Raw genomic sequence first — 22639 nt, forward strand, 5'->3', positions numbered from 1 at the left:
GCCGGACCGGGGCAGCCGCTATGACTAAGTCTGTGACGACGGTGCAGTACCGAGCAGTGGCTGGCGCGCCCGGAACCAGTCGTCGGCTTCGGGCTCCCATGGCCAGACACCGTCGAGGTTGGGGAAAATCAGCTGCATGACGCGAAAGTCGTGTCCATCGTAGAACCAGATATCCCAGCCGAAATACTCGGGGTAATGTGCGGCATCAACGGCGCCGAATTCACAATCGAAGTCTTTGACGAAGCCCGAGGCTCGCTGTCCCGGCTGGAAAAGCTCTCCTTCTCGCACGCGTCTGCAGTACTCGTTGACGATGGACTGCGAGATTTCCGGCTTCAAGCCGACAACGACGAGTTCTGCCGCGTCGAAGTTGTGCTCTATGCCAACCGAGTAGGCGAAGGGTGGATCGTCGCCTTCTTCCAGCACATACAGGATATGGCAGCCATACGCCTCGATGTCGGCCAGCGTCTTGGCTTCCTCGGCATCGGCGGCCACTCTATTCGGCATCGATCTGGTTCTGTGGCGCGGCTTTCTGGAAGGCGGGTAGCGCCATGCAGGCGGCGTTGATGCGCGAAATTGTCGGATAGGGCGCCATATCGACGCCGAAACGGGCATTGCTGGTGACTTGCGCGGCAAGGCAGATGTCGGCCAGCCCCGGCGCCTCGCCATGGCAGAATGTTCCGGTCGTCGGCGAGGAAGCCAGAATCTTTTCAAGCGGCTGGAAACCTTCGTTCACCCAGTGGCTGAACCAATTGGTGATGTCCTGGTCGCCGGCGCCGAACAGGGTGCGCAACGAAGTCAGCACGCGCAGATTGTTCACCGGGTGGATGTCGCAGGCGATGATCTGCGCCAGCATCCTGACGCGGGCGCGTCCCAGCACATCCTTCGGCAGCAGCGGCGGTGTGGGCTGGATCTCGTCGAGATACTCGATGATGGCCAGCGACTGCGTCAAAAGCGTACCGTCGTCGAGCACCAATGCCGGTACCAAACCCTGCGGATTGACGGCGAGGTAGGCTGGTTCCAGATGCTCGCCGTGGCGCAAATGATGCGAGACGTAGTCATAGCTCAGCCCCTTCATCTCCAGCGCGATCCGCACCCGGTAGGAGGTGGAGGAACGGAAGTAGTTGTGCAGGGCGATGTCGCTCATGACTTTGACTGGCCGATGGTTATTTCGATCGTGCCGATGCCGTCCACGCCGCCTGATATCGTCTCGCCCGGCTTGACCGCGCCGACACCGGCCGGCGTGCCGGTGAAGATCAGGTCGCCCGGTTGCAGTTCGACTGCTTCGCTGCAGATCGAGACGATGTCGGCCACCGGCCAGATCAGTTCGGCGAGGTCGGCATCCTGTTTCACCGCGCCGTCGACAGCGAGCCAGATGCGCCCCTTCGCCGGGTGCCCGGATTTCCGCGCGGCAATCAGCGGGCCGCAAGGCGCGGAACGGTCGAAGGCCTTCGACCAGTCCCAGGGCCGGGCCGCCTTCTTGGCGGCATCCTGGAGATCGCGACGGGTAAGGTCGATGCCGACGCCATAACCCCAGACATGGTCCAGCGCCTTGTCACGGGATATGCGAAAGCCGGATGTACCGATCGCCACCACCAGTTCGATCTCGAAGTGAAGGCTTTCCGTCAGCGGCGGGTAGGGGATCTCCGTGCCGGAATCGACCACCGCGTCGGCCGGCTTGGTGAAGAAGAAGGGCGGGTCACGCTCGTCATTGCCGAATTCGCGCGCATGCGCCGCGTAGTTGCGGCCAACGCAGAAGATGCGCCGCACGGCAAAGCGCTCGCCGGAACCCGCAATGGCGACAGAAGGCGTCGGCGGCACGGGAAGGACAAAGGCGGTCATGGCGGTCTCTGCGCTTGATGGAGCTGGCGGCACATTCGGCCGATTTTGGGGGCCGGGCAAGGCGTCGCTTTTGATAAACACGGGCTTTGCCGCGGCTGGATAAGGAATTCAGGCTTCCCATCATTTTTGCAGCGATGAATCCCGTCAACAGGCGATAGACTATTTGCCAATAATCCGGCCATGGTCAGGAGACTATGGTGTGGCCGGTAAACCGGAACGAGCCCTATGACCCCTCCCACCGATCGTGCCCGGTTTCTTATCATCGACGACCATCCGCTGTTTCGCGAGGCGCTGCACAGCGCCGTCCAGATGGCCTATCCCGAGGTCGATACGGTCGAGGCGCGCTCGATCGCCGAGGCGCTGGATCTGCTGGCCGACGCAAAACCTTTCGACCTTGCGCTTCTCGACCTCAGCATGCCCGACGTGCACGGCTTCGACGGGCTGCTGCAGCTCAGGACCCGCTATCCGCGCCTGCCGGTGGTGATCGTGTCTGGCTATGAGGAGCCGAGGATCATCTCCGAGGCGTTGTCCTACGGCGCTGCCGGCTTCATCCCGAAATCGGCGCGCAAGAGCGACCTGGCCGCCGCCATCCGCTCGGTGATGGATGGCGCCATCTATGTGCCGGAAACCTACGAGGGCCAGCCGCCAGACGCCAACAGCACCGACCGCGCCGATATGGTCCAGCGCCTTTCCAAGCTGACGCCGCAGCAACTGAGAGTGCTGCAGATGCTGCGCCAGGGCCTGCTCAACAAGCAGATCGCCTACGAACTGCAGGTCGGCGAGACCACGGTTAAGGCGCATGTCTCGGAGATCCTGCGCAAGCTCAACGTCTACAGCCGCACGCAAGCGGTGATCGAGGTCTCGAAGCTGGACAATGCGGAGTTGTTTCGCGATCAGGCGGGATTTTGAGCAGATAGGTCTTGGTTACTTATTGACCGAGTCAGCGCGCGCCAGCGCCACCCTCCTTATTCGGTCAACGTGAGCGTGATACAGGATATGTATTGAATGACGCGCTTCATCAAATCGGTCCCACGGGCCGTACTCACCCAAAAAGGGATCTGTCCGTGCGGCGCCGCTCTTTGAGGGCACACCGAGGACATTCAGCACATCGCTGCGGCTGAATGAAAAGGGAATGTTCAAGAGATCGCGATCTAAACTATCGGCTTCAATGAATATTGTATTTATCTTTTCATCCTCGTCGCAGATGAATGAAAATTTGTTACGAGCAGAAACGTAATCGATGCGCGTTTCCGGAAGGTCATCGTCAACAGTTCGTTTGAATTTCCAGGATTCAAACTGCGGTGACGTCAACAGGGATGATGCTGGCTTCCCCAAGTAGCCAAGAATATTATTGGCCATCGGTTCTACCTATCCCCAACCTGCTCAAGCCAATAAATGCGCCAGCAGCGCGCGCAGTTGCGCGGGCTTCAGCGGTTTGCGCATCAGTTCGATGCCGCCGGCCCGCGCCGCTTTGGCGACGGCTTCGGAGCTGTCGGCGGTGACGATCAGCGCCGGCACGGCGCGGCCGAGATAGTCGCGGACCTCCGATATGGTGGCAGTGCCGAGGTCGCCGCCGTCGAGATGCTGGTCGGCGATGACGATGTCGGGCACCCAGTCGGTATCGCCGAGCATATCGAGCGCATCGTCGGTCGAGGTCGCGGCGCGCACCAGGCACTGCCAGCGTTCGAGCAGGAAGGTCATGGCTTCCAGCACCTCGGCGTCGTTCTCGACAAGCAGCACCTTGGTGCCGAACAGGCCGTAGCCGCGCGGCCGCTCCAGGCTGGCGGCGCTGGCGATGGCATCGGCCGGCGCGCCGATGCCGACGGGAACGTCGATGTGGAAGATGGTGCCGCGGCCGACCTTGGATGAAAACGTCACGGGGTGGCCGAGCGCGCCGGCCATGCGGCGCACGATGGCGAGCCCGAGCCCAAGACCGCCGCCATCGAGTTCGGCGTTGGCCGGCGAGGTGCCGCGATGGAACTCCTCGAATACCGCTTCGCGCTGATCCTCGGGAATGCCGCAGCCTGTGTCGGCGACATCGATGCGGATGGTGTCGCCGCGATGGCGTGTGCCGACAAGGACGCCGCCCGAGCGTGTATAGCCCAGCGCGTTGGAGAGGATGTTCTGCAGGATGCGGCGTAGCAGCGTCCTGTCCGAGCGGACCACGGCATTGACCGGCCGGAATTTCAGCGACAGCGCCTTCAACTCCGCCACGGGGTGGAAATCCGAGCGCAGCGACGAGAACAGCGCCTCCAGGCTGACATCGCCAATGTCGGGCTGGACCACACCGGCATCGAGCTTGGAAATGTCGAGCAAGGTGCGCAGCAGGTCTTCCATCGTCTCCAGCGAGCGCTCGACCTGCCGCACCAGCTTTTTTCCCTCGTCGCTGGTCTGCACCTCGGCAAGGGCCGAGACGGAGAGGTGGGCGGCGTTCAGCGGCTGCAGCACGTCGTGGCTGGCGGCGGCGAGGAACCTTGTCTTGGACAGGTTCGCCAGCTCGGCGTTTTCCTTGGCGGCGCTGAGGTCGATGTTCGACTGTTCCAGCCTGCGCAAGGTCGAATGCAGTTCTTCGGTGCGCGTACGCACCCGGTTTTCCAGCGAGATCGCGGTCTGGAACAGCGAAAAGGCATTACCTTGCTGATCCATCGAGCGCTCGACGCGGCTGACCAGGGCGGCGTTGATCTTCTTCAGCCTGTCGAGATCGTTTATGTCCCTGAGCGGCATGCTGTGTCGCCGCCCTATTCAGCCGCTTGCCGGTCACCGAAAGCGATGCCGGTGAAAGTCTGGTTCAGGTGCATCGACCGGTATTGTTCGCCGTAAGTGCCGAAGCCGACGACATTGTTGACCCGGTAGAGCTCCGAAATATCACGAAAGACCTGCCGGTTGCGCGCATCGAGCCGGCGCAGCACGCAATCGAAGCCAAGGATCAGGTCAATACCGCCCAGCCTTTCCTCGACTTCGCGCAATGCCGCTCGTGTCGCTTCCACCATGTCCTTGGGCTGGGCGATCGACAGTACGACACCGTCATCGATGGCACAGAAGAACGACAGCGACCCATCCGGGTGCATCTTCTGGATCGAGCGGCAGTAGTATTCACCGCCCACCTTCACCACCACCGGATGCGAGGCGAAGCTCAGCGGCGTCAGGGTCTGCGGGAGAATGCCGACGGAAGCGGCATATTCCTCCGCCGCATTGGTGGCGTTGAACTCCCGCACGATGCGGTGATCCGCATCGGACGCCGTCACCACCAGCTTTTCGTCTGTCGGAACGAAATTGTCGGTCTTGAAGACGTGAAACGGAATTTCCGTGGCGATCAGCACGATGATGGCGCTGTCGGAGGTGACCCTGCCGTTCGAGATCAAGCGCGTCGTCTCGAATTTCAAATCGTCGCCGGCAGAGCCGCCGAGCAGCGGTATGTCGTCAAGACCCCAGTGGATGGCCGAACTCACCGCTTCCTCGGCATAGGACAGCCCGTCGATGAAGCAGAGCGCGAAGGTGTTCCTGGTCCGCTCGCCGCCGAGCCGGGCGCGCAGGGTGCGCCGCAGCGCCTCGACCTCTTCGGTGATCCTGTCCATGCCCGATGTCGACAAATTGTCGACCATGGTGCTGACCGCCGTGAAGGATGCCGAGGGCAGCAGCATCGCCAGCATATGGCCTTCTTCGAGCCCCTGCGGCGTGATCTCGCCGGCGGTGGAACAGCCGGCATGGTGGAGAAGCGGGGCGTGGGCCGAGAGTGCCCGTGACAAGGCACCGGCCTCGACAAGGCTCTGGGAAAAGAACACGAGGGCAAAGCCAGCATCGATGGCAGCGGCCTCGGCGGCTACCGCGCGTGCGAAGACATCGGGGTCGGGCTCGTCCGTGGTCAGCGCCGACAAGCCGCATGCGTAGCGCGTCCGTGAACCTCTCAGCGGCGTTCTCCCGCATTTCCTCCGACGCCTTCTTGTGCGCGGCTTTTCAAGGGCTGGCGCACAGGCGTCGAAGGCATTGTTGCCGTCGGGAGGCGTTTTGGCAATGGGGCCGGAGGAATACACTTTGGTGCCTTGGCCATGACCGAAAGTACAATGATCCGCCTTTTCCGTCGTGCTGTTTTTTGTGCGTTGCGCGGTGTACGAATAACGCGTGGCCGAAGTGCCAACGGCTCGTCGGCAGCGTGATGACCAAGGTTGACACCCAGGGAGGGGCTATGTCGGATGTTTCGTTGATGGTGAACGGCAAGCGGGTCGGCGGTGCCGTCGAGGATCGAACGCTGCTCGTCCATTTCCTGCGGGAGAATCTCGGCCTGACCGGCACCCATGTCGGTTGCGACACCTCGCAATGCGGAGCCTGCGTCGTCCATGTCGACGGCAAGGCGGTGAAGTCCTGCACCATGCTGGCGGTCCAGGCGTCCGGATCGACGGTGGTTACGATCGAAGGTCTCGCCGACGGCGCCGACCTGCATCCCGTCCAGGCGGCCTTCAAGGAACATCACGGTCTGCAATGCGGCTTTTGCACGCCAGGCATGATCATGGCTGCAACGGACATGATCAACCGTCATCCCGAAGGCCTCGACGAGGCGACGGTACGGACAGAACTCGAAGGCAATATCTGCCGCTGCACCGGCTACCACAATATCGTGAAGGCGATCCTCGCCGCATCGAAGACGATGTCGAAGGGGGCCAAGGGCAAGACGAAACAAGCGGCGTGAGAGAAGAGTCGGTCGTGAGTAGTCAGTAGTCGGTCTGAACCGGCGACTATCCTCACTACTTCCTATTCACTTTTCGGGAGGAATCTCTGCAATGGGTATCGAAGGTGTTGGCGCTCGGGTCGCGCGCAAGGAAGACAAAAGGTTCATCACCGGCGCCGGCCGCTATGTCGACGACATGGTGGTTCCCGGCATGAAGCATGCGGCCTTCGTGCGCAGCCCACACGCCCATGCACAGATCAAGAAGATCGACCTGAAAAAGGCTCAAGGCATGCCGGGCGTCATCGGCGTCTTGACAGGCAAGGAGCTCAAGGCCGACGGTATCGGCAACCTGATCTGCGGCTGGATGATCCATTCCAAGGACGGTTCGCCCATGAAGATGGGCGCATGGTCGCCATTGGCCGTCGACAAGGTCCGTTATGTCGGCGATGCGGTCGTGGTGGTGGTGGCGGAAACCAAGGGCCAGGCACGTGACGCGGCCGAGGCGGTCGACATCACCTACAAGGAACTGAAGGCCGTCGTCGACGCGACCAAGGCGCTCGAAAAGGGCGCGCCGCAGGTCCATGCCGAGGCCGAGAACAACCTGATCTTCGACTGGGAGATCGGCGATGCCAAGACCACCGACGCCGCCATCAAGGAGGCAGCGCACGTCACCCGCATGAAGATCGTCAACAACCGGTTGGTGCCGAACGCCATGGAGCCGCGCGCCGCGCTCGGCCATTACGACAGGGCCGAGGATCACTACACCTGCTGGACGACATCGCAGAACCCGCATGTCGCGAGGCTGGTGATGAGCGCCTTCTACAATGTCGCTCCCGAAAACAAGCTGCGCGTGATCGCGCCGGACGTCGGCGGCGGCTTCGGCTCCAAGATCTATATCTACCCGGAAGAGATCGTCTGCCTGTGGGCCTCGAAGAAGACCGGCGTGCCAGTCAAATGGGTCGCCGACCGCACCGAGAGCTTCCTCACCGACGCGCATGGCCGCGACCACGTCTCGACCGTGGAAATGGCATTCGACAAGGACAACAGGATCACCGGGCTGAAGGTCGATACGATCGCCAATCTCGGCGCCTACATGTCGCTGTTCTCGTCCTGTGTGCCGACCTATCTCTACGCGACGCTGCTGTCGGGGCAGTACGACATTCCCGCCATCCACGCCAATGTGCGCACCGTCTACACCAACACGGCACCCGTCGACGCCTATCGCGGGGCAGGGCGGCCGGAAGCCACCTATCTTCTGGAACGCACCATGGAGGCCGCGGCACGCGAGCTCGGCGTGTCTCCGGCCGAACTGCGGCGCAAGAACTTCATCACGACCTTCCCGCACCAGACACCGGTGATCATGAACTATGACGCCGGCGACTATGCGACCTCGCTCGACGCGGCCATGAAGACTGCAGACTATGCCGGCTTTGCCAAGCGCAAGGCGGATGCGGCCGGGAAGGGCAAGCTGCGCGGCATCGGCATGAGCTGCTACATCGAGGCCTGCGGCATCGCGCCGTCGGCCGCGGTCGGCTCGCTCGGCGCCGGCGTCGGCCTGTGGGAATCGGCTGAGGTAAGGGTCAACGCCGTCGGTACCATCGAGGTCCTGACGGGGTCGCACAGCCATGGCCAGGGGCACGAGACGACATTCGCGCAACTGGTCAACCAGCGTTTCGGCGTGCCGATCGATTCGGTGTCGATCGTCCATGGCGACACCGACAAGGTGCAGATGGGCATGGGCACCTACGGTTCGCGCTCGGGCGCGGTCGGCATGTCGGCGATTGCCAAGGCGCTCGACAAGGTCGAGGCCAAGGCCAAGAAGATCGCCGCGCACCTGCTCGAGGCCGACGAGGGCGACATCGTCATCGAGAACGGTGAAGTCAAGGTCGCCGGTACCGACAAGAGCCTGCCGTGGTTCCAGGTGGCTTTGGCCGCCTATACCGCGCACAATTTGCCGGCCGGCATGGAGCCAGGACTGAAGGAAACGGCCTTCTACGATCCGGCGAACTTCACCTTCCCGGCGGGCTGTTATATCTGCGAGGTCGAGATCGATCCGGAAACCGGAACGACCGAGATCGTCCAGTTCGTCGCGGCCGACGATTTCGGCAACATCATCAATCCGATGATCGTCGAAGGCCAGGTGCATGGCGGCATCGCCCAAGGCGTCGGCCAGGCGCTTTTGGAGGGCGCTCACTATGATGCCAGCGGGCAACTGCTGACGGCAAGCTACATGGACTACACCATGCCGCGTGCCGGCGACCTGCCGTCGTTCAAGGTCTCGACGTCGAACACGCCATGTCCGAGCAACCCGCTCGGTATCAAGGGCTGCGGCGAGGCCGGTGCCATCGGCTCGCCGCCGGCGGTGATCAATGCCATCACCGATGCCATCGGGATCGCCGACATCACCATGCCGGCTACACCGTCGACCGTGTGGGCCGCGATCCGCGCCGCGAAGCATTGAGGAGGAGCAACCATGTACTCGGTCAACTATCACCGTGCCGCCTCGGTCACTGAAGCCGCCAAGCTCGTGAAGAGCGGCGACGCCAAGCTGCTGTCGGGCGGCATGACTTTGATCCCCGCCATGAAGACGCGGCTGGCGGCGCCTTCCGATCTGGTCGACCTGTCACGCATCAAGGAGTTGCAGGGCGTCAAGGTGTCTGGCAAGACGGTCACCATCGGTGCCGCCACCACGCATTTCGACGTTGCCAATGACGAGAAGTTGCGCAAGGCCTGCCCGGCGCTTGCCCATCTGGCGTCGCTGATCGGCGATCCGGCGGTACGCCACAAGGGCACGATAGGCGGCTCGATCGCCAACAACGATCCGGCGGCGGACTATCCGGCGGCGCTGCTGGCGCTGGGCGCCACCATCGCCACCAACAAGCGCGAAATATCAGCCGACAAGTTCTTCAAGGGGCTGTTCGAAACCGCCTTGAAGGATGGCGAGATCATCACGGCGGTCTCCTTCACCGCGCCGGCGAAGGCAGCCTACGAGAAATTCCGCAACCCGGCCTCGCGCTACGCGATTGTCGGCGTGTTCGTGGCCAAGGGCAAGGATGGCGTCAGCGTTGCCGTGACCGGCGCCGGCGACGACGGCGTCTTCCGCTCGAAGGAGATCGAGGCGGCACTCGCCAAGAGCTTCGATGCCGCTTCGCTCGATGGTGTGAAAGTGCCGGCGAAGAACCTGATGAGCGACATCCACGCTTCCGCTGACTACCGCGCCAATCTGATCGTGGTCATGGCCAAGCGCGCGGTGGCGGCAGCCAACGCCTGACGCAAGCTCAACGCGGACAAGAAAAGGGCTGTCACGGCCCCTTTTTCGTTCCTGGCGCCTGTAGCTGCCCAGTTGCCGGCGGCCGCGTCCCCATGCTTGCTTGAAGCAATTGCGGTCCATGCTTGCCTGGGAATTTCATCGACGACAATCTCGCACTTGCACAAATTTATATTGCACTGCAGTATGGGTCGGGGCGGGAATGCGAGCCGGGTTCGGAGCGCGTACCGCCGTGCCCTTTCGCATGCCAATGCGAAAGGATCGGCATGTCCGAAATTTCCGCAACCCGGTTGGTTCCTTCCCGAACGATCGCCGACCGATCGGCCAGGACAAGGCTGGCCTATCTCGACGGCTGGCGCGGCCTGTCGATCGCCCTGGTGCTGATCGGGCATTTTTTCCCCGTTCCCGGCATCAACCTGGGCGTGTTGGGCGTCGAATTCTTCTTCGTGCTCAGTGGCCGGCTGATGGCCGAAATCCTATTCATCGAACGCTACCCGCTGAAGAAATTCTTCAAACGCCGCTTCTCGCGCATCTATCCGGCGCTTGTGGTCTTCGTCGTCGTCGCCATGGTCGCGCTTTCCGGCACGTTCATCGCCTTCAAATGGAAAGCGGCCCTGACGGCGCTGACATTCACCTACAACTATGCCGGAATTCTCCTGAACCGGGCGGGCGCACTCGACCACATCTGGTCGCTCTGCATCGAAGAGCATGCCTATATCACCCTGGCGGCGATCAGTGCAGTCGTTGCCAGCCGCAGCCGTGTCATCCCGCTGCTGCTGGTCTTGGTCCTGCTTGCCATGGCCAATGGCGCGGTTTCCTACTGGTTCCTGCACATGGATTATGAGACCGCCTACTGGCGCACCGACGTGCACATCGCCTCGATCCTGCTGTCGGCCGCGATCTGCCTGCTCAAGGCCGACGGCAAGCTGCCGACTTTGTTGAAGGGCCCCTATGTCACCGTTGCGGCGGCTGTCGGCGCGGTTTTCCTGTTCACGGACCCTGTACCGACACCGATCCACTACCTGATCGCGGTGCCATTGCTGGCGATTGCCGTCAACGCGCTGGATTTCAGCACTCGGTTCTTGTCCGGATGGCTGTCATCCCCGCCGATGACGATGCTGGGTCTGTGGTCGTATTCGCTCTATCTGTGGCAGCAGCCCTTCTACAAATTCGTGTACGAGCAGGGCAGCAGCCCATGGCCGATGCTGGCGGGGGTTTTTGCCTGCGCCCTCTGCAGCTATTATCTCATCGAGCGGCCGGCGCGCGAATGGCTCAACCGCAACTGGTGAGCGCCCCGATTCTTCCAATAGTGGCCAGACGATGGGCCGCACGGCTTTAGAATAGGTAAGCCGGCAGGTTCAGGCGGCGATCTGCCTGACATAGTAGCGCACCGCCTTCTTCCCGCCATGGATCACTGCGTCGCCGACTTCGGTGAAGCCAAGGGCAGCGTGGAAAGCATCCGAGGCAGGGTTGGGCGGGTCGGTGTTGACCTCGCAAGTGACCAGTGTGTGGCCGGCGCTCTCCGCATGGTCGAACAGGTCCCGATAGAGCCGGCGAGCATGGCCGCGGCCTCTTGCATGTGCTGCGACGACGACACGGTCGACATAGATGAAGCTGATGTAGCGGTCGCGGAACCAGATGAAGTTCGGGCTGTCGTAGTTCGCATCCTGGTCGAAGGTCATGATGAAGGCTTCGAGATCGCCGATGCGGCGCGCATAGAAGGCCTCGCCGAGCAGGAAGGACAGCCGTTCGGCTTCGAGCCACGACAATTCGGCGGCGTGCTCGTTGTTGAGCGCCAGTATGGCCGCTTCGTCGTCCTGCGCTATGCGGTCTATCGGAGAGGTCATGCCTTGGCCGCCGTGATTGTCGCCGCCACCAGCGGTGTATCGGTCAGCGTGTTGCGATACTCGCGGTCGAGATCCGAGCCGCCCATGCCGACCTTGGGATTGCGGTAGCGCATGGCGCTCGGCACATCCTTGAGGGCCGCGAAATGCATTTCGGACAGGCCGGTCTTTGCGTGAACCTCGGCGATGTTGCCGAGATCGAGCCCGCCGCAGCCGAGGATGATGATGCGCTCGCCGGCCTGCCGGACCAGCTCCGCAAGCAATGGCAAGCCCTCGATTGCTGTGTCGCGCTGGCCGCTGGTCAGCACGCGGCCAACCTTGCAGCGGATCAGCGCTTCCAGCGCCTCGGCCGGATCGCGCGTCATGTCGAAGGCGCGGTGACAGGTGACGTTCAAGGTGCCAGCGGCCTCGGTCAGTTCGCCCATGCGCTTCTCGTCGATGGTGCCGTCGGCGTTCAGGCAGCCGAACACCACGCCGGGCACGCCGAGTTTGCGGAGTGCGGCGACGTCGGCCAGCATCGAACGGTATTCGGTCTCGCTATAGAGAAAATCGCCGCCGCGCGGCCGCACCATGACGTGGAACGGCACGGTCGCCTGGTCGAGCGCGGCGCGCACAGTGCCGAGGCTCGGCGTGATGCCGCCCTCGACCAGGCTGGCGCACAGTTCGACCCGGTCGGCGCCCGCGGCCTGCGCGGCGAGCAGGCCATCGATGCCTTCGACACAGATTTCGATCAGCGGCGGGCGAGTTTTTGTGGTCAAGGGACGATCCAGTTCATGATGTTGTGAAGAGCCCTAGCACCAGGACGGCTGGCGCGGAAGCGTGAACGGTACGCCATTCGGAGCAGGCGACATTTGACTGCTTGGCTTGTGAGACGACGCGGGAAGGCGGCTGGCCTTCTCGCCTTTCGGGGCATAGCCTTGGTGGCTACTTGCGCAATTCGGTGTTCTTGGCGCCTTCCTCGACCTGATCGATCACCAGGAGCTTGACCGGCCCGTCGCCAATGTTGGTGGCCTGATGCCACTGCCCGATCATCTCGATGATGAAATCGCCCGTCTTGTAGGTGTTGCTGTTGCCGTTCTCGACATTGGTGACCTTCAGCGTTCCGGCCTCGACATAGGCGTAGCGCGGAAAGGGATGCCGATGGACCGGTAAGGTCGCGCCCGGCGCGATGTCGTAGGTCGAGACCAGCACCTGTACGTTCTTCCGCGGCAGCGTGATCGGCTGGCCGGATGCCGTGGTGGTGCGTGACGCGAGTGGCGTCACGACGACGGGGGTTCCGCTGCGGTCCAGTGCATGAGCGCCGGTCGCGAACGATGCTGCTGTAAGCAGCAATGCCGATGCCAGGATTTTCCGCATGATGTCCTCCCTTGACCGACGCATCTATCGCGCGGCGGCGGGAGCGTGCAAGAGAGCTCGTGACCAGAGGCCGAAACTGGCGCGGACTTGCTCGGGCAGTTGATCCACCCACCCGAGCCGTAGTCCTCACCCACTTCCAACCGAAGTCTTTCGCCGCAATAGTCTGATGATGCATGCCCGATCATGAATGGCTGAAAAAAATTTCGGGCGGCCTCTTGAACAAAAAAACCGTGATTCCCAGATCGTTTTCCGTCGAGGCTTCGGCTCGACATACCACGTCGCAGCGACGCTGCGGCGACCCGTAAACCATGTTGCTTCACGGAGGATATGGCTATGAGAAGCTTTGATTATTCCCCCCTTTACCGCACCACCGTCGGCTTCGACCGACTGTTCGACATGCTCGAAAACAGCGTGCGCTCCGACTGGCCTCCCTACAACATCGAGAAGAATGGCGACAACGACTATCGTATCACGATGGCCGTCGCCGGCTTCGGTCTTGACGAAGTGGAGCTTGTGCAGAACGGCCCTGAATTGTCCGTAATCGGACAGAGGAAGCCCGATCAGCAAAATCGGGAAATCCTCCACTGCGGCCTTGCGATAGGCAACTTCAAGCAGGTGTTCAAACTTGCAGACCACGTCAAGGTCAAGGCGGCCAATATCCATAATGGCCTGCTGTCGGTGGACCTGGTCCGCGAAGTGCCGGAGGAACTCAAGCCTCGGCGCATCGAGATCGGTTCCGAAGCCAGAGCGGTTCCGCTTCAGGATGGCGGCAACAAGCAGTCCATAGATGCAGAGCCGCAACGCAAGGTGGCCTAATACTGGAAACCTCAGTCTGTGGTCCGCCTCCCGGCTCGGCCGGGAGGCAAAGATCGCGGAGAATGGAGATGAGATCCGAATCTTACTGTTTTCATGAATCCAAACTGACAGAGCACGCTGCAGAATTCGCAGCCCTGCGTACGCCCGAAGACGTCCTGAACGAGGAAATGACGATCGGCGAGAAGAGAGCTTTGCTCGCGTTCTGGGCTTCAGACGCCAATGCGGTTCCTGACAATCCCACCCTGCGCCAATTGGAGAGCGGTGCCATTGCTCAGGTCAGCGAGATTCTTCGTGCGCTCCGCAGCCTGGACGAGGTGAGGCGCAAGCCGCCGGCCAGGGCTCCGGTTGACCGCAGTCCGTCTTCAAGCCGGCGTCGCAGCAAAACCAGGCGCAACTGGATGCGATACCCCTGGCGAGGTGACGACGACGATGATCCGCCGCCAGTTCCGGCGTACGCCGGTGTTCCGCCCAGATGTGGGGATGGCGGCATGTTCGCGGAGCCTGAGCATGCCGTTGCGTGAAGGGCCGAATCAGCAAACCAAATCGCTCAACCGAATGGAGGACTATATGGGCGACAGGACGTTCGATCGACCGGTGTTGGTCAAGGATGGCCAGTTCATTCAAGAAATAGGAAGCCTTGAGGATGCATTCGACTTCCTGGACGAGTGGCCGCGGGAGCGGCGGGGGCCGATTTTCGAAACGGCCTTCCGTGCTTGCCAGCGTGCTTACGATGGCCAGATCCCACTATCGGTCGCCCGCGATGCCGTCGCTGGGTTCGCGAGATCCGTCAAGATCCTGCAGGAGCCGCTTGCGCCGTTGCCTTGGATGAGCGGTACCAGGTCAGGCCGCGGTGGGGTAGCCGCCTAGCCGCGACAACGGCAGCGGCGCTGCCCAGAGTGTCGCTGCCGCGGCTCCGTCACGGCGCTGCTTCTCCCGCGCGGGGTGAAGCTTGTCGTGTCCGCCACGCCGCCAAGTGGAAAGCGGCGATGCGCGGCCGACAAACAGACACGAACTTCACAATGAGTTGCCCTGCAATGTCGTTTCCTGATCGACCAAGGAATTGACCACAAGCCTTCCGATCTTGCTATCCAGAAAGTCCTGCCTTGCGACCAAGAAATAGCTTCGCTCGGAGGAGATCGGCTCTGGATCCATTGCAATCAGAAGCCCATTCTCGATCAACTGGTCGATCACGCCGCTCCAGCCCAGCCCAATTCCATACCCCATCAAGGTCTGATGAATGGCAATGCCATGGTTGGTCACCGTGATGCCGGCATTGATATTCTGACTGTCCGGCGACCTTAGGTCTCGCCAGTCCGACCAGGTGAACCAGCGCTGTTCTCGATCTTCAAGGTGGATCAAAGGGCCCTGAGCGAGCATTTCGGCGCGGGAAACGCCGGCAAGGCGCGAAGCGAGAGCGGGCGCTGCCACCGGAACCACAATTTCCTGCATCAGCAAGCGGCTTTCGTACCCTGACCAATCGCCGCTGCCAAAAAGAATAGCGCAGTCCACCTCCTCCAACGGGATGTCTTGGTCGCGTTCCGCCGTCGTTACCCTGACAACCAGATCGGGATAGAGGCGCCTGACTCTCTCCAGACGCGCCATAAGCCAAAACATGGCAATGCCCGGATAGGTCGCGAGGGTCAGGGCATCCTGTCGATTGTTCCTTCGGAGCTTGGCGCTCGCCCTGGCGATGTCCGAGAGGCCGTTCGCTATCGTCTGGTAGTACGACAGCGCCTCGGCAGTTGGCACCGTGAGCGAGCCCTTCCTTTCGAACAGCTGGACGTTGAGGTCTGTTTCCAGAGCATGAATCTGGTGACTGATGGCGGGTTGGCCGACATTCAGTTCTCTCGCCGCCCGGGTAAAGTTTCCGAGCCGGATACAGGCCTCGAAAACACGCAACGATTTCAAAGGCGGTAAATCATGCATTCTGGAGCAGCCACGTTGCCTATCGATGCCGAACGGCAACGTGAAGAATAGCAGTCATCATCAAAAAAAGTAATGCACCGATGAATCTTATCTGCCTGTCCAGGTCTCAAGCCGGGTGAGAAAAACAATCTGGGAGAACGGGAACGGGAGTAGGCCCGGGCCTCGGCCATCGCCGGCTTGGAGGAAAGCTTTCATAGACGAAAGCTGGCGCTGTTCCCGATAGCTGTTTGAGGAGGCGGTGGTCGTCAAACAGCGAAGTCTGCATCAACCGCTTGGGAGGAAGAAATGAAATACAGACACATTGTTGCATGTCTCGCCGGGACAACCCTCGGCCTTCTGTCGATGGCATCGGCATCGTTTGCGGCCGGATGCGGCGAAGTGACAATCGCCACGATGAACTGGCAATCCGCTGACGTGGCGGCCAGTCTCGACAAATTCATCTTGGAGAAGGGCTACGGCTGTTCCGCTGAAGTCGTTTCCGGCGACACTGTACCAACCCTGACCTCGCTCGCCGGCAAGGGACAACCGGATATCGTTCCCGAGGCCTGGGTCAGCCTGCAGCCGGAACTGGTCAAAAGCGCTCTGGACGGAGGCAAGGCGATAGCCGCATCGAAAATCCTTTCCGACGGAGCGATCCAAGGTTGGTGGATTCCGCAATATGTCGCCGAGGCACATCCTGACATCAAGACGATCCCCGACCTTTTCAAGCATCCCGAACTCTTTCCCGCTCCGGAGGACAAGAGCAAGGGTGCCGTCTACAATGGTCCGCAAGGCTGGGGCGGTACGGTCGTAACCACGCAGCTCTTCAAGGCGTTCGGGGGAGAGAAAGCCGGTTTCACGCTGATCGACACCGGGTCCGCGGCCGGGCTCGATGGCTCGATTGCGAAAGCCTACGAGGCCAAGCAGCCCTGGGTCGGCTACTATTGGGCTCCGACCTCGCTCCTCGGCAAGTACCCGATGGTCAAGCTCGGGTATGGAGTTGACTATGATGCAGCTGAATGGAAGCGCTGCACATCGATCGGCGACTGCCCCGACCCAAAGCCGAATGCATGGCCTGCAGACGACGTGCAAACGCTTGTCAGCAAGACTTTCGCCGATCGCGCCGGTCCGGCAATCATGGACTATTTGAACAAGCGCGCATGGTCGAACGATACCGTCAACAAGCTGATCGCCTGGATGACGGATAATCAGGCGACTGGCGAGGACGGCGCCAAGCATTTCCTCAAAAACAATGAGGACATCTGGAAAACCTGGGTTTCTCCCGAGGTGGCCGAAAAGATCAAGGCCTCCCTCTAACTGCCCGCGCAAGCGGTTGCGGGCGGCATCGCCGAGCTGGTGCCGTCCCGCCTTTTCCACGGGGAAACTGGGAATGGATTCGTTCTGGAAATTTCCGACGATGGACGCAGATACGCTCCGTCTGTTGAAAAAGAATATCGATGAAGGCTTCCGTGCATTCACACGCGCCTACGGCGACAGCATAGAGAGCCTTTTCAACCCGCTTCAGAGCTTCCTCATCTGGGCTGAGCGCCTGCTCCTCGCAACCCCTTGGCCGGTGGTGATTGCGGCGGTCGCGGTCATTGCCTGGATCGCAAGTCGCAGCCTGAAGATTGTCGCAGGCTGTGTCGTGACGCTTCTGGTCATCGGCTGGTTCGATATGTGGGACGACACGATGAAGACGGTGTCGATGATCTTCGTCTGCACCGTGCTTGCAATCGTGATCGGAATACCGATCGGGATCGGAATGGCCCGTTCGAACCGGTTGCAGCGCATCGTCAATCCGGTACTCGACGTCATGCAGACAATGCCCAGTTTCGTTTATCTGATCCCCGTCGTCATGTTGCTGGGGATCGGCCGCGTGCCCGGCGTCATTGCGGTCGTTATCTACGCTGTTCCGCCGATGATACGTCTTACCAATCTCGGAATCCGTATGGTCGACAGGGATGTGCTGGAGGCGGCGGATGCGTTCGGCTCATCGAGCTGGCAGAAGCTGCGCAATGTCCAACTCCCGCTTGCGCTGCCCACGATCATGGCAGGCGTCAACCAAACGATCATGATGGCGCTTTCCATGGTGGTGATCGCTTCGATGATCGGCGTGCAGGGGCTCGGCCAACCGGTGCTCAAGGCAATCGCCAACCAATATTTCACTTTGGGCGTCTTCAACGGCCTCGCCATTGTCGGTATCGCCATCATCTTCGACCGCATCAGCCAGGCATACGGCAGCCGCCTGCAAAAGCACCGAGAGATCGTCCATGGCTGAAGCGAACCAGCCCGGGATCGACATCAGGAACCTCTGGAAGGTTTTCGGACCGAATGCCAAAGCCATGGTTCCCTTGCTGGAGCAGGGGACTTCCAAAGCCGAACTGAACGGGCGCCACGGCCACGTCCTGGGTCTCAAGAACGTCAACATCACCATGCCGGCCGGAGCGATACAGGTCATCATGGGCCTTTCCGGCTCCGGCAAATCGACGTTGATCCGCCACATCAACAGACTGGTCGATCCGACGGCGGGCGAGATCCTGGTTGGCGACGAAGACGTCGTGAAAATGGGGGCTCATGAGCTGCGCGAGTTCAGGCGGCATAAGACGGCGATGGTGTTTCAGAAGTTTGCGCTGCTACCGCACCGCAACGTGCTGGAAAACGTTGTCTACGGCCTGCAGATACAAGGTGTGCCGCGACGCCGGCAAGTCGAGGCGGCCACCCGCTGGGTCGACCGTGTGGGTCTTGCCGGCTTCGAAAAGCACTATCCCAACCAATTGTCCGGGGGCATGCAGCAACGTCTTGGGCTTGCTCGGGCGCTCGCAAACGATGCTCCGATCCTGCTGATGGACGAGGCGTTTTCGGCGCTCGATCCCCTCATTCGCACGGACATGCAGACGGTGCTGCTCGATATCCAGAAGGAAATCAGGAAAACCATCGTCTTCATCACCCACGATCTCGACGAGGCCCTTCGGCTAGGCGACCGAATCGCCATCCTGCGCGACGGGGAAGTGGTGCAACAGGGCACCAGCCAAGACATCGTCCTGCGACCCGCGGACGATTACGTCAAGGCTTTCGTCAAGGAGGTCAGCCGGGGCCGCGTCGTCCATGTCGAGGCAGTCATGGCGCCGTTCAATCCGGAGGATCGGTCATTGGCTACCGTGCCAAGGCAAACGACGCTCGATGCCGCCGCGAATGTGCTGATGCAGCATGACTGTGAGCATCTCACCGTGATGGACGAAGCCGGAACGCCGGTCGGCCAGATCAGCCTGCGACTGCTTTTGCGCGCGATCGTGACTCCGGCTGATGACATCGGTTGAACTGACGGCCGTTCTTTGGGCGGCACATTTCTATCAAGATATCGCGGCCGCGAGGGCAGCGTAACCGCAAGAACCGGCAATCGGAATTCCCGTGCCCGTCGGGACGCAACAGGAGACCTCGATGTTTTCATTTTCACCGACGGCACGTGTTCGACCGTCCCCCTTTTTCGAGGCGGCGGTGGCGGAGGGCATGGTGGCCGCGAACGTCTACAACCGCATGATCATGCCGACGTCCTACGGCGATCCGGAAGGCGAATACTGGCGGCTCATCAACGGGGTTTCACAATGGGATGTTGGCGTGGAACGCCAAGTGCAGCTCAAGGGACACGACGCCGGCCGGCTTGCGCAGATCCTGTCGCCGCGCGATCTCTCCACGTGCAAGGTCGGCCAGGGCAAATATGTGCCGCTTTGTAATCATCGCGGCACGATCATCAATGACCCTATCCTGTTAAAGCACGCCGACGATCTCTTCTGGTTTTCAATCGCGGACTGCGACATGTGGCTGTGGGCAAGCGCCATCGCGGCGGAGCGTGGTCTAAAGGTCGACATCAGCGAACCCGACGTCTCGCCGATGGCTCTTCAGGGACCCAAGGCCGAAGACGTGGTGGCCCACGTTGTCGGCGATTGGGTACGCACGCTCAAGTACTTCTGGTTCAAGGAAACCGAGATTGAAGGCATTCCCGTCGCAGTGCAGCGGTCGGGGTGGTCCAAGCAGGGCGGGTTTGAGATCTACCTGAAGGATGGCACCAAGGGCACGAAGCTCTGGAACATCTTCAAGGAGGCAGGCAAACCCTGGGGGATCGGACCGGGAGCGCCCGCGACGGCCGAGCGCACGGAGAGCGGGCTGGTTTCCGTCGGCGGTGACACCGACGAGGACACCAATCCCTTCGAAGTGCGGCTGGGCAAATATGTGGACCTCGATGTTCCGGACGATGTCGTCGGCATTGAGGCACTACGCAGGATCAAGGCCGAGGGGCCGAAGCGGCACCAACTGGGTCTCGTGCTCGACGGCGCAACGCCTGCGCCGCTCGGCACGAAACGCGAGGATATCACGCACGCCGGCACCATGGTCGGCGTGATGACCAATTGCACATGGTCCCCTCGCATGAAGGCGAACATCGGATACGCCCTTATCTCCGTCGGCATGAAGGCGGGCGAGACTGTCGTCGTTCACCGCGCCGGCGGTCCGATCGCTGCGCGGCTTGTGGAACTCCCATTCCTATGAACACCGAAGCACCCTATCTACGACCGAGGCCCGCAAACTATGTCCCGCTGACGCCCCTATCATTTCTGGGGCGAACGGCCGAACTCTATCCAGACCGATTGGCGCTTATCGACGAGGATCGACGCTTCACCTGGCAGGAGGTGCGCCAACGCTGCGAAGCTCTGGCCGCCGCCCTCATGGATATCGGTGTCAAACCGGGTGACGTGGTTTCCGTGCTTGCTCCGAATACGGCGGAGATGTTCGAGGCGCAGTTTGCTGTCGCAATGGCCGGCGCCGTTCTTAACACCATCAACATCCGCCTTGATGCCGAGACGGTGGCCTATATCCTGGACCATGCGGAAACCCGGGTCCTGATGCTGGACAGGCAGTTCGCATCGATGGCTGAGGAGGCGTTGCAGCGCACCAAGTGCGGCCGACCCGTCATCATCGATCTCGGCGGGCCAGGGGATGCCCTGCCAGGCAGCCAGCGCCATTCGGATCTGGTTCGATCAGCGCCCGCCGACTTCCACCCGGTGTTCCCGACCGACGAGTGGCAAACCCTGTGCCTCAACTATACGTCCGGTACCAGTGGCAGGCCGAAGGGGGTGCTCTACCATCACCGTGGCGCCTACCTGATGGCGCTCGGTACCATCGCCGGCTGGGGTCTGTCGGGTCATCCGACCTATCTCTACACAGTGCCCATGTTCCACTGCAATGGCTGGGGCCATGCGTGGACCATGACCGCGCTCGCTGCGACAATCGTCTGCTGCCGGCAGATATCGGCCAAGGCCGTTTATGATGCCATCGGCTCATTCGGCGTCACGCATTTCGGCGGTGCGCCGATCGTGCTGGGCATGCTGGTCGAGGCCGCGGAAGCAGAACGGCCCGTGCTTCCTCACAAGGTGCGCGTGATGACGGCGGGGGCGCCTCCGCCGGCGACGATCCTCGAGAAAGTCGAGGCATTGGGCTTCGACGTCATGCAGGTTTACGGCCTCACGGAAACCTACGGCCACGTCGTTCAGTCCATTTGGGAGGAAGAGTGGAACGAAATGGATGTCGCGCTGCGCGCGACGATCAAGGCACGCCAGGGCGTTCGTTTCCCGATGATGGAGACTGTCGAGATCCGGGATGTCGCATCGGGAAAACGTCTGCCGAAGGACGGGACCGCGATGGGTGAGATCATGTTGCGCGGCAACACGGTCATGAAAGGCTATCACAAGGATGAAGCCGCTACGGAAGCCGCCTTTGCCGGCGGCGCGTTTCATAGCGGCGACGTCGCCGTGCAACATCCCGACGGATTCCTCGAAATACGCGATCGCTACAAGGACATCATTATCTCCGGCGGGGAGAACATTTCCTCGATCGAAGTGGAATCCGCCTTGTATCGCCACCCCGCCGTCAGCGCCGCCGCTGTCGTGGCCAAGCCGGATGCCAAGTGGGGCGAAACGCCCTGTGCCTTCGTGGAATTGAAGCCGGGGGCGAGCGTCACTGCTGACGAGTTGAACCAATTTTGCCGCCAGCATCTTTCCGGCTTCAAGGTTCCCAAGAGCTACGTCTTCGGGAGCTTGCCCAAGACCTCAACGGGAAAGATCGAAAAATACAAACTGCGTGAAAAAGTGAAGACAACACCATGACGAAACCGAACTACATCACCATCGAGACGGACGGCCCGGTAACGATCGTAACGCTGGTGCGCGAGGACCGGCGCAACGCAATCAGCGAAGATATGCTGCTGGAAATCGAAAACGTGTTTCGCGCGCCGCCGGAGGGCACGCGATCCTTCGTGCTTGCGGCAAAGGGCGACCACTTCTGCGCTGGGCTGGATCTTCGCGAGCACTATGACAAGGACCGGTCTCCAATCGAGTTCATGACCATGTGCCAGAAATGGCACCGTGCTTTCGATATCATTCAGTTCAGCGGAATCCCGGTGATTGCCGCCCTGAAGGGAGCGGTCGTCGGCGGAGGGCTTGAGCTGGCAGCGGCCGCCCATGTACGCATCGCCGAAGAAGGAACCTTCTTTGCCCTTCCGGAAGGCCAGCGCGGCATTTTCACGGGCGGCGGGGCGACCGTGCGCGTTGCCCGGATCGTTACCCCGGCGCGCATGGTCGATATGATGCTGTCGGCCCGCACCTACGATGCGCGACGTGGCCTGGACCTTGGCCTGTGCCATGAGGTGGTGGGGGCCGGTCAAGCATTGTTACGTGCCAGAGAATTGGCCGCACAGGTCGCACGTAATCCGCCGACCACCAATTTCGCCATCGTCACCGGCATATCCCGCATCAACGACATGTCCACCACGGACGGCCTGTTTGCGGAGGGCCTGCTCGCAATGGCGGTTCAGACCAATCCGGAGATCAGGGATCGGCTGGAGGCGTTCTTTTCCAAGAAGACCAAGCGCCTCGAACCCGGCACGAGTTGACGTTCACG

Annotated in this window: 24 protein-coding genes; 14 read left to right on the forward strand and 10 right to left on the reverse strand. The window is 61.4% G+C overall.

The window, feature by feature from the left end; genetic code table 11:
* Positions 1-24 precede the first annotated feature (24 nt).
* From C7I87_RS17660 to C7I87_RS17670, 3 genes are read right to left on the reverse strand one after another with little or no spacing between them, the layout of a single operon-like run.
* Complete coding sequence (locus C7I87_RS17660) at positions 25-492, reverse strand: DUF4262 domain-containing protein (protein ID WP_246696297.1); 468 nt, start codon at positions 490-492, stop codon at positions 25-27.
* A gap of 1 nt (position 493) precedes the next feature.
* Complete coding sequence (maiA, locus tag C7I87_RS17665) at positions 494-1144, reverse strand: maleylacetoacetate isomerase (protein ID WP_149905406.1); 651 nt, start codon at positions 1142-1144, stop codon at positions 494-496.
* Positions 1141-1839 (reverse strand): fumarylacetoacetate hydrolase family protein, encoded by a 699-nt coding sequence (locus tag C7I87_RS17670; RefSeq protein WP_149905407.1) that lies wholly within the window; start codon positions 1837-1839, stop codon positions 1141-1143. The genes maiA and C7I87_RS17670 overlap by 4 nt, the downstream gene beginning before the upstream one ends.
* Positions 1840-2064: 225 nt before the next feature.
* Between C7I87_RS17670 and C7I87_RS17675 the strand changes: the two genes are divergently transcribed.
* Positions 2065-2748 (forward strand): response regulator, encoded by a 684-nt coding sequence (locus C7I87_RS17675; protein WP_149905408.1) that lies wholly within the window; start codon positions 2065-2067, stop codon positions 2746-2748.
* A 15-nt stretch (positions 2749-2763) separates the two neighbouring features.
* On the opposite strand, the gene C7I87_RS17680 is transcribed toward C7I87_RS17675, so the two are convergent.
* From C7I87_RS17680 to C7I87_RS17690, 3 genes are read right to left on the reverse strand one after another with little or no spacing between them, the layout of a single operon-like run.
* Entirely contained in the window at positions 2764-3198 is a 435-nt protein-coding gene (locus C7I87_RS17680; RefSeq protein ID WP_149905409.1) for a hypothetical protein, read from the reverse strand.
* A 24-nt stretch (positions 3199-3222) separates the two neighbouring features.
* Positions 3223-4563 carry a hybrid sensor histidine kinase/response regulator gene (locus tag C7I87_RS17685; RefSeq protein WP_149905410.1) on the reverse strand — a complete coding sequence of 447 codons (1341 nt, stop codon included), beginning with the start codon at positions 4561-4563 and terminating at the stop codon, positions 3223-3225.
* A gap of 14 nt (positions 4564-4577) precedes the next feature.
* Complete coding sequence (locus C7I87_RS17690; RefSeq protein ID WP_149905411.1) at positions 4578-5714, reverse strand: FIST signal transduction protein; 1137 nt, start codon at positions 5712-5714, stop codon at positions 4578-4580.
* Between the two features lie 308 nt (positions 5715-6022).
* On the opposite strand from C7I87_RS17690, the gene C7I87_RS17695 reads away from it, so the two are divergent.
* From C7I87_RS17695 to C7I87_RS17710, 4 genes are all read left to right on the forward strand, one after another.
* Entirely contained in the window at positions 6023-6523 is a 501-nt protein-coding gene (locus C7I87_RS17695; RefSeq protein WP_149905412.1) for a (2Fe-2S)-binding protein, read from the forward strand.
* Between the two features lie 91 nt (positions 6524-6614).
* Entirely contained in the window at positions 6615-8963 is a 2349-nt protein-coding gene (locus C7I87_RS17700) for a xanthine dehydrogenase family protein molybdopterin-binding subunit (RefSeq protein WP_149905413.1), read from the forward strand.
* Between the two features lie 12 nt (positions 8964-8975).
* Positions 8976-9773, forward strand: coding sequence for an FAD binding domain-containing protein (locus C7I87_RS17705; protein WP_149905414.1), 798 nt, complete (start codon positions 8976-8978; stop codon positions 9771-9773).
* Between the two features lie 263 nt (positions 9774-10036).
* Positions 10037-11059 carry an acyltransferase family protein gene (locus C7I87_RS17710; RefSeq protein WP_149905415.1) on the forward strand — a complete coding sequence of 341 codons (1023 nt, stop codon included), beginning with the start codon at positions 10037-10039 and terminating at the stop codon, positions 11057-11059.
* A 69-nt stretch (positions 11060-11128) separates the two neighbouring features.
* Here C7I87_RS17710 and C7I87_RS17715 read toward each other — a convergent pair whose 3' ends face one another.
* The 3 genes from C7I87_RS17715 to C7I87_RS17725 form a co-directional block, all read right to left on the reverse strand.
* Positions 11129-11617 carry a GNAT family N-acetyltransferase gene (locus C7I87_RS17715; protein ID WP_149905416.1) on the reverse strand — a complete coding sequence of 163 codons (489 nt, stop codon included), beginning with the start codon at positions 11615-11617 and terminating at the stop codon, positions 11129-11131.
* Positions 11614-12372 carry a copper homeostasis protein CutC gene (locus tag C7I87_RS17720; protein WP_246696298.1) on the reverse strand — a complete coding sequence of 253 codons (759 nt, stop codon included), beginning with the start codon at positions 12370-12372 and terminating at the stop codon, positions 11614-11616. Before C7I87_RS17720 ends, C7I87_RS17715 begins: the two co-directional genes overlap by 4 nt.
* Positions 12373-12538: 166 nt before the next feature.
* Positions 12539-12970, reverse strand: a complete 432-nt coding sequence (locus C7I87_RS17725) for a cupin domain-containing protein (protein WP_149905418.1) — start codon at positions 12968-12970, stop codon at positions 12539-12541.
* A 333-nt stretch (positions 12971-13303) separates the two neighbouring features.
* Here C7I87_RS17725 and C7I87_RS17730 point away from each other — a divergent pair, with 333 nt between their 5' ends.
* The 3 genes from C7I87_RS17730 to C7I87_RS17740 all read left to right on the forward strand — a co-directional run bounded on the left by C7I87_RS17730 (position 13304) and on the right by C7I87_RS17740 (position 14653).
* Positions 13304-13786: an Hsp20 family protein gene (locus C7I87_RS17730; RefSeq protein WP_149905519.1), complete on the forward strand. Its 483-nt coding sequence runs from the start codon at positions 13304-13306 to the stop codon at positions 13784-13786.
* Positions 13787-13854: 68 nt separating this feature from the next.
* Positions 13855-14307, forward strand: coding sequence for a hypothetical protein (locus C7I87_RS17735; protein WP_149905419.1), 453 nt, complete (start codon positions 13855-13857; stop codon positions 14305-14307).
* Between the two features lie 46 nt (positions 14308-14353).
* Complete coding sequence (locus tag C7I87_RS17740; RefSeq protein ID WP_149905520.1) at positions 14354-14653, forward strand: DUF982 domain-containing protein; 300 nt, start codon at positions 14354-14356, stop codon at positions 14651-14653.
* Positions 14654-14800: 147 nt separating this feature from the next.
* Here C7I87_RS17740 and C7I87_RS17745 read toward each other — a convergent pair whose 3' ends face one another.
* Positions 14801-15712, reverse strand: a complete 912-nt coding sequence (locus C7I87_RS17745) for a LysR substrate-binding domain-containing protein (RefSeq protein WP_149905420.1) — start codon at positions 15710-15712, stop codon at positions 14801-14803.
* 342 nt (positions 15713-16054) lie between these two features.
* Here C7I87_RS17745 and C7I87_RS17750 point away from each other — a divergent pair, with 342 nt between their 5' ends.
* The 6 genes from C7I87_RS17750 (at position 16055) to C7I87_RS17775 (ending at position 22631) form a co-directional block, all read left to right on the forward strand.
* A complete protein-coding gene (locus tag C7I87_RS17750) occupies positions 16055-17008 on the forward strand; it encodes an ABC transporter substrate-binding protein (protein ID WP_149905521.1) in 954 nt (317 codons plus the stop codon).
* A 73-nt stretch (positions 17009-17081) separates the two neighbouring features.
* Positions 17082-17969, forward strand: a complete 888-nt coding sequence (locus C7I87_RS17755; RefSeq protein ID WP_149905522.1) for an ABC transporter permease — start codon at positions 17082-17084, stop codon at positions 17967-17969.
* Positions 17962-19008 carry a quaternary amine ABC transporter ATP-binding protein gene (locus tag C7I87_RS17760; protein ID WP_149905421.1) on the forward strand — a complete coding sequence of 349 codons (1047 nt, stop codon included), beginning with the start codon at positions 17962-17964 and terminating at the stop codon, positions 19006-19008. The genes C7I87_RS17755 and C7I87_RS17760 overlap by 8 nt, the downstream gene beginning before the upstream one ends.
* Before the next feature lie 190 nt (positions 19009-19198).
* Positions 19199-20233, forward strand: coding sequence for a glycine cleavage T C-terminal barrel domain-containing protein (locus C7I87_RS17765; RefSeq protein ID WP_246696304.1), 1035 nt, complete (start codon positions 19199-19201; stop codon positions 20231-20233).
* A complete protein-coding gene (locus C7I87_RS17770) occupies positions 20230-21846 on the forward strand; it encodes an AMP-binding protein (RefSeq protein ID WP_149905423.1) in 1617 nt (538 codons plus the stop codon). Before C7I87_RS17765 ends, C7I87_RS17770 begins: the two co-directional genes overlap by 4 nt.
* The gene (locus C7I87_RS17775) at positions 21843-22631 is read left to right on the forward strand and encodes a crotonase/enoyl-CoA hydratase family protein (protein ID WP_149905424.1); all 789 of its coding nucleotides are present in this window, start codon (positions 21843-21845) and stop codon (positions 22629-22631) included. The genes C7I87_RS17770 and C7I87_RS17775 overlap by 4 nt, the downstream gene beginning before the upstream one ends.
* Positions 22632-22639: the final 8 nt, after the last annotated feature.

Source organism: Mesorhizobium sp. SARCC-RB16n (assembly GCF_008520305.1).
In the GTDB taxonomy this organism is placed as follows: Bacteria; Pseudomonadota; Alphaproteobacteria; order Rhizobiales; family Rhizobiaceae; genus Mesorhizobium.

Coding starts and splice junctions, on each gene's coding strand:
- C7I87_RS17685 (WP_149905410.1), bottom strand. CDS start 4,563: ATGCCGCTCAGGGACATAAACGATCTCGACAGGCTGAAGAAGATCAAC.
- C7I87_RS17750 (WP_149905521.1), top strand. CDS start 16,055: ATGGCATCGGCATCGTTTGCGGCCGGATGCGGCGAAGTGACAATCGCC.
- C7I87_RS17760 (WP_149905421.1), top strand. CDS start 17,962: ATGGCTGAAGCGAACCAGCCCGGGATCGACATCAGGAACCTCTGGAAG.
- C7I87_RS17730 (WP_149905519.1), top strand. CDS start 13,304: ATGAGAAGCTTTGATTATTCCCCCCTTTACCGCACCACCGTCGGCTTC.
- maiA (WP_149905406.1), bottom strand. CDS start 1,144: ATGAGCGACATCGCCCTGCACAACTACTTCCGTTCCTCCACCTCCTAC.
- C7I87_RS17775 (WP_149905424.1), top strand. CDS start 21,843: ATGACGAAACCGAACTACATCACCATCGAGACGGACGGCCCGGTAACG.
- C7I87_RS17755 (WP_149905522.1), top strand. CDS start 17,082: ATGGATTCGTTCTGGAAATTTCCGACGATGGACGCAGATACGCTCCGT.
- C7I87_RS17725 (WP_149905418.1), bottom strand. CDS start 12,970: ATGCGGAAAATCCTGGCATCGGCATTGCTGCTTACAGCAGCATCGTTC.
- C7I87_RS17745 (WP_149905420.1), bottom strand. CDS start 15,712: ATGCATGATTTACCGCCTTTGAAATCGTTGCGTGTTTTCGAGGCCTGT.
- C7I87_RS17670 (WP_149905407.1), bottom strand. CDS start 1,839: ATGACCGCCTTTGTCCTTCCCGTGCCGCCGACGCCTTCTGTCGCCATT.
- C7I87_RS17765 (WP_246696304.1), top strand. CDS start 19,199: ATGGTGGCCGCGAACGTCTACAACCGCATGATCATGCCGACGTCCTAC.
- C7I87_RS17695 (WP_149905412.1), top strand. CDS start 6,023: ATGTCGGATGTTTCGTTGATGGTGAACGGCAAGCGGGTCGGCGGTGCC.
- C7I87_RS17680 (WP_149905409.1), bottom strand. CDS start 3,198: ATGGCCAATAATATTCTTGGCTACTTGGGGAAGCCAGCATCATCCCTG.
- C7I87_RS17710 (WP_149905415.1), top strand. CDS start 10,037: ATGTCCGAAATTTCCGCAACCCGGTTGGTTCCTTCCCGAACGATCGCC.
- C7I87_RS17715 (WP_149905416.1), bottom strand. CDS start 11,617: ATGACCTCTCCGATAGACCGCATAGCGCAGGACGACGAAGCGGCCATA.
- C7I87_RS17700 (WP_149905413.1), top strand. CDS start 6,615: ATGGGTATCGAAGGTGTTGGCGCTCGGGTCGCGCGCAAGGAAGACAAA.
- C7I87_RS17740 (WP_149905520.1), top strand. CDS start 14,354: ATGGGCGACAGGACGTTCGATCGACCGGTGTTGGTCAAGGATGGCCAG.
- C7I87_RS17770 (WP_149905423.1), top strand. CDS start 20,230: ATGAACACCGAAGCACCCTATCTACGACCGAGGCCCGCAAACTATGTC.
- C7I87_RS17735 (WP_149905419.1), top strand. CDS start 13,855: ATGAGATCCGAATCTTACTGTTTTCATGAATCCAAACTGACAGAGCAC.
- C7I87_RS17675 (WP_149905408.1), top strand. CDS start 2,065: ATGACCCCTCCCACCGATCGTGCCCGGTTTCTTATCATCGACGACCAT.
- C7I87_RS17705 (WP_149905414.1), top strand. CDS start 8,976: ATGTACTCGGTCAACTATCACCGTGCCGCCTCGGTCACTGAAGCCGCC.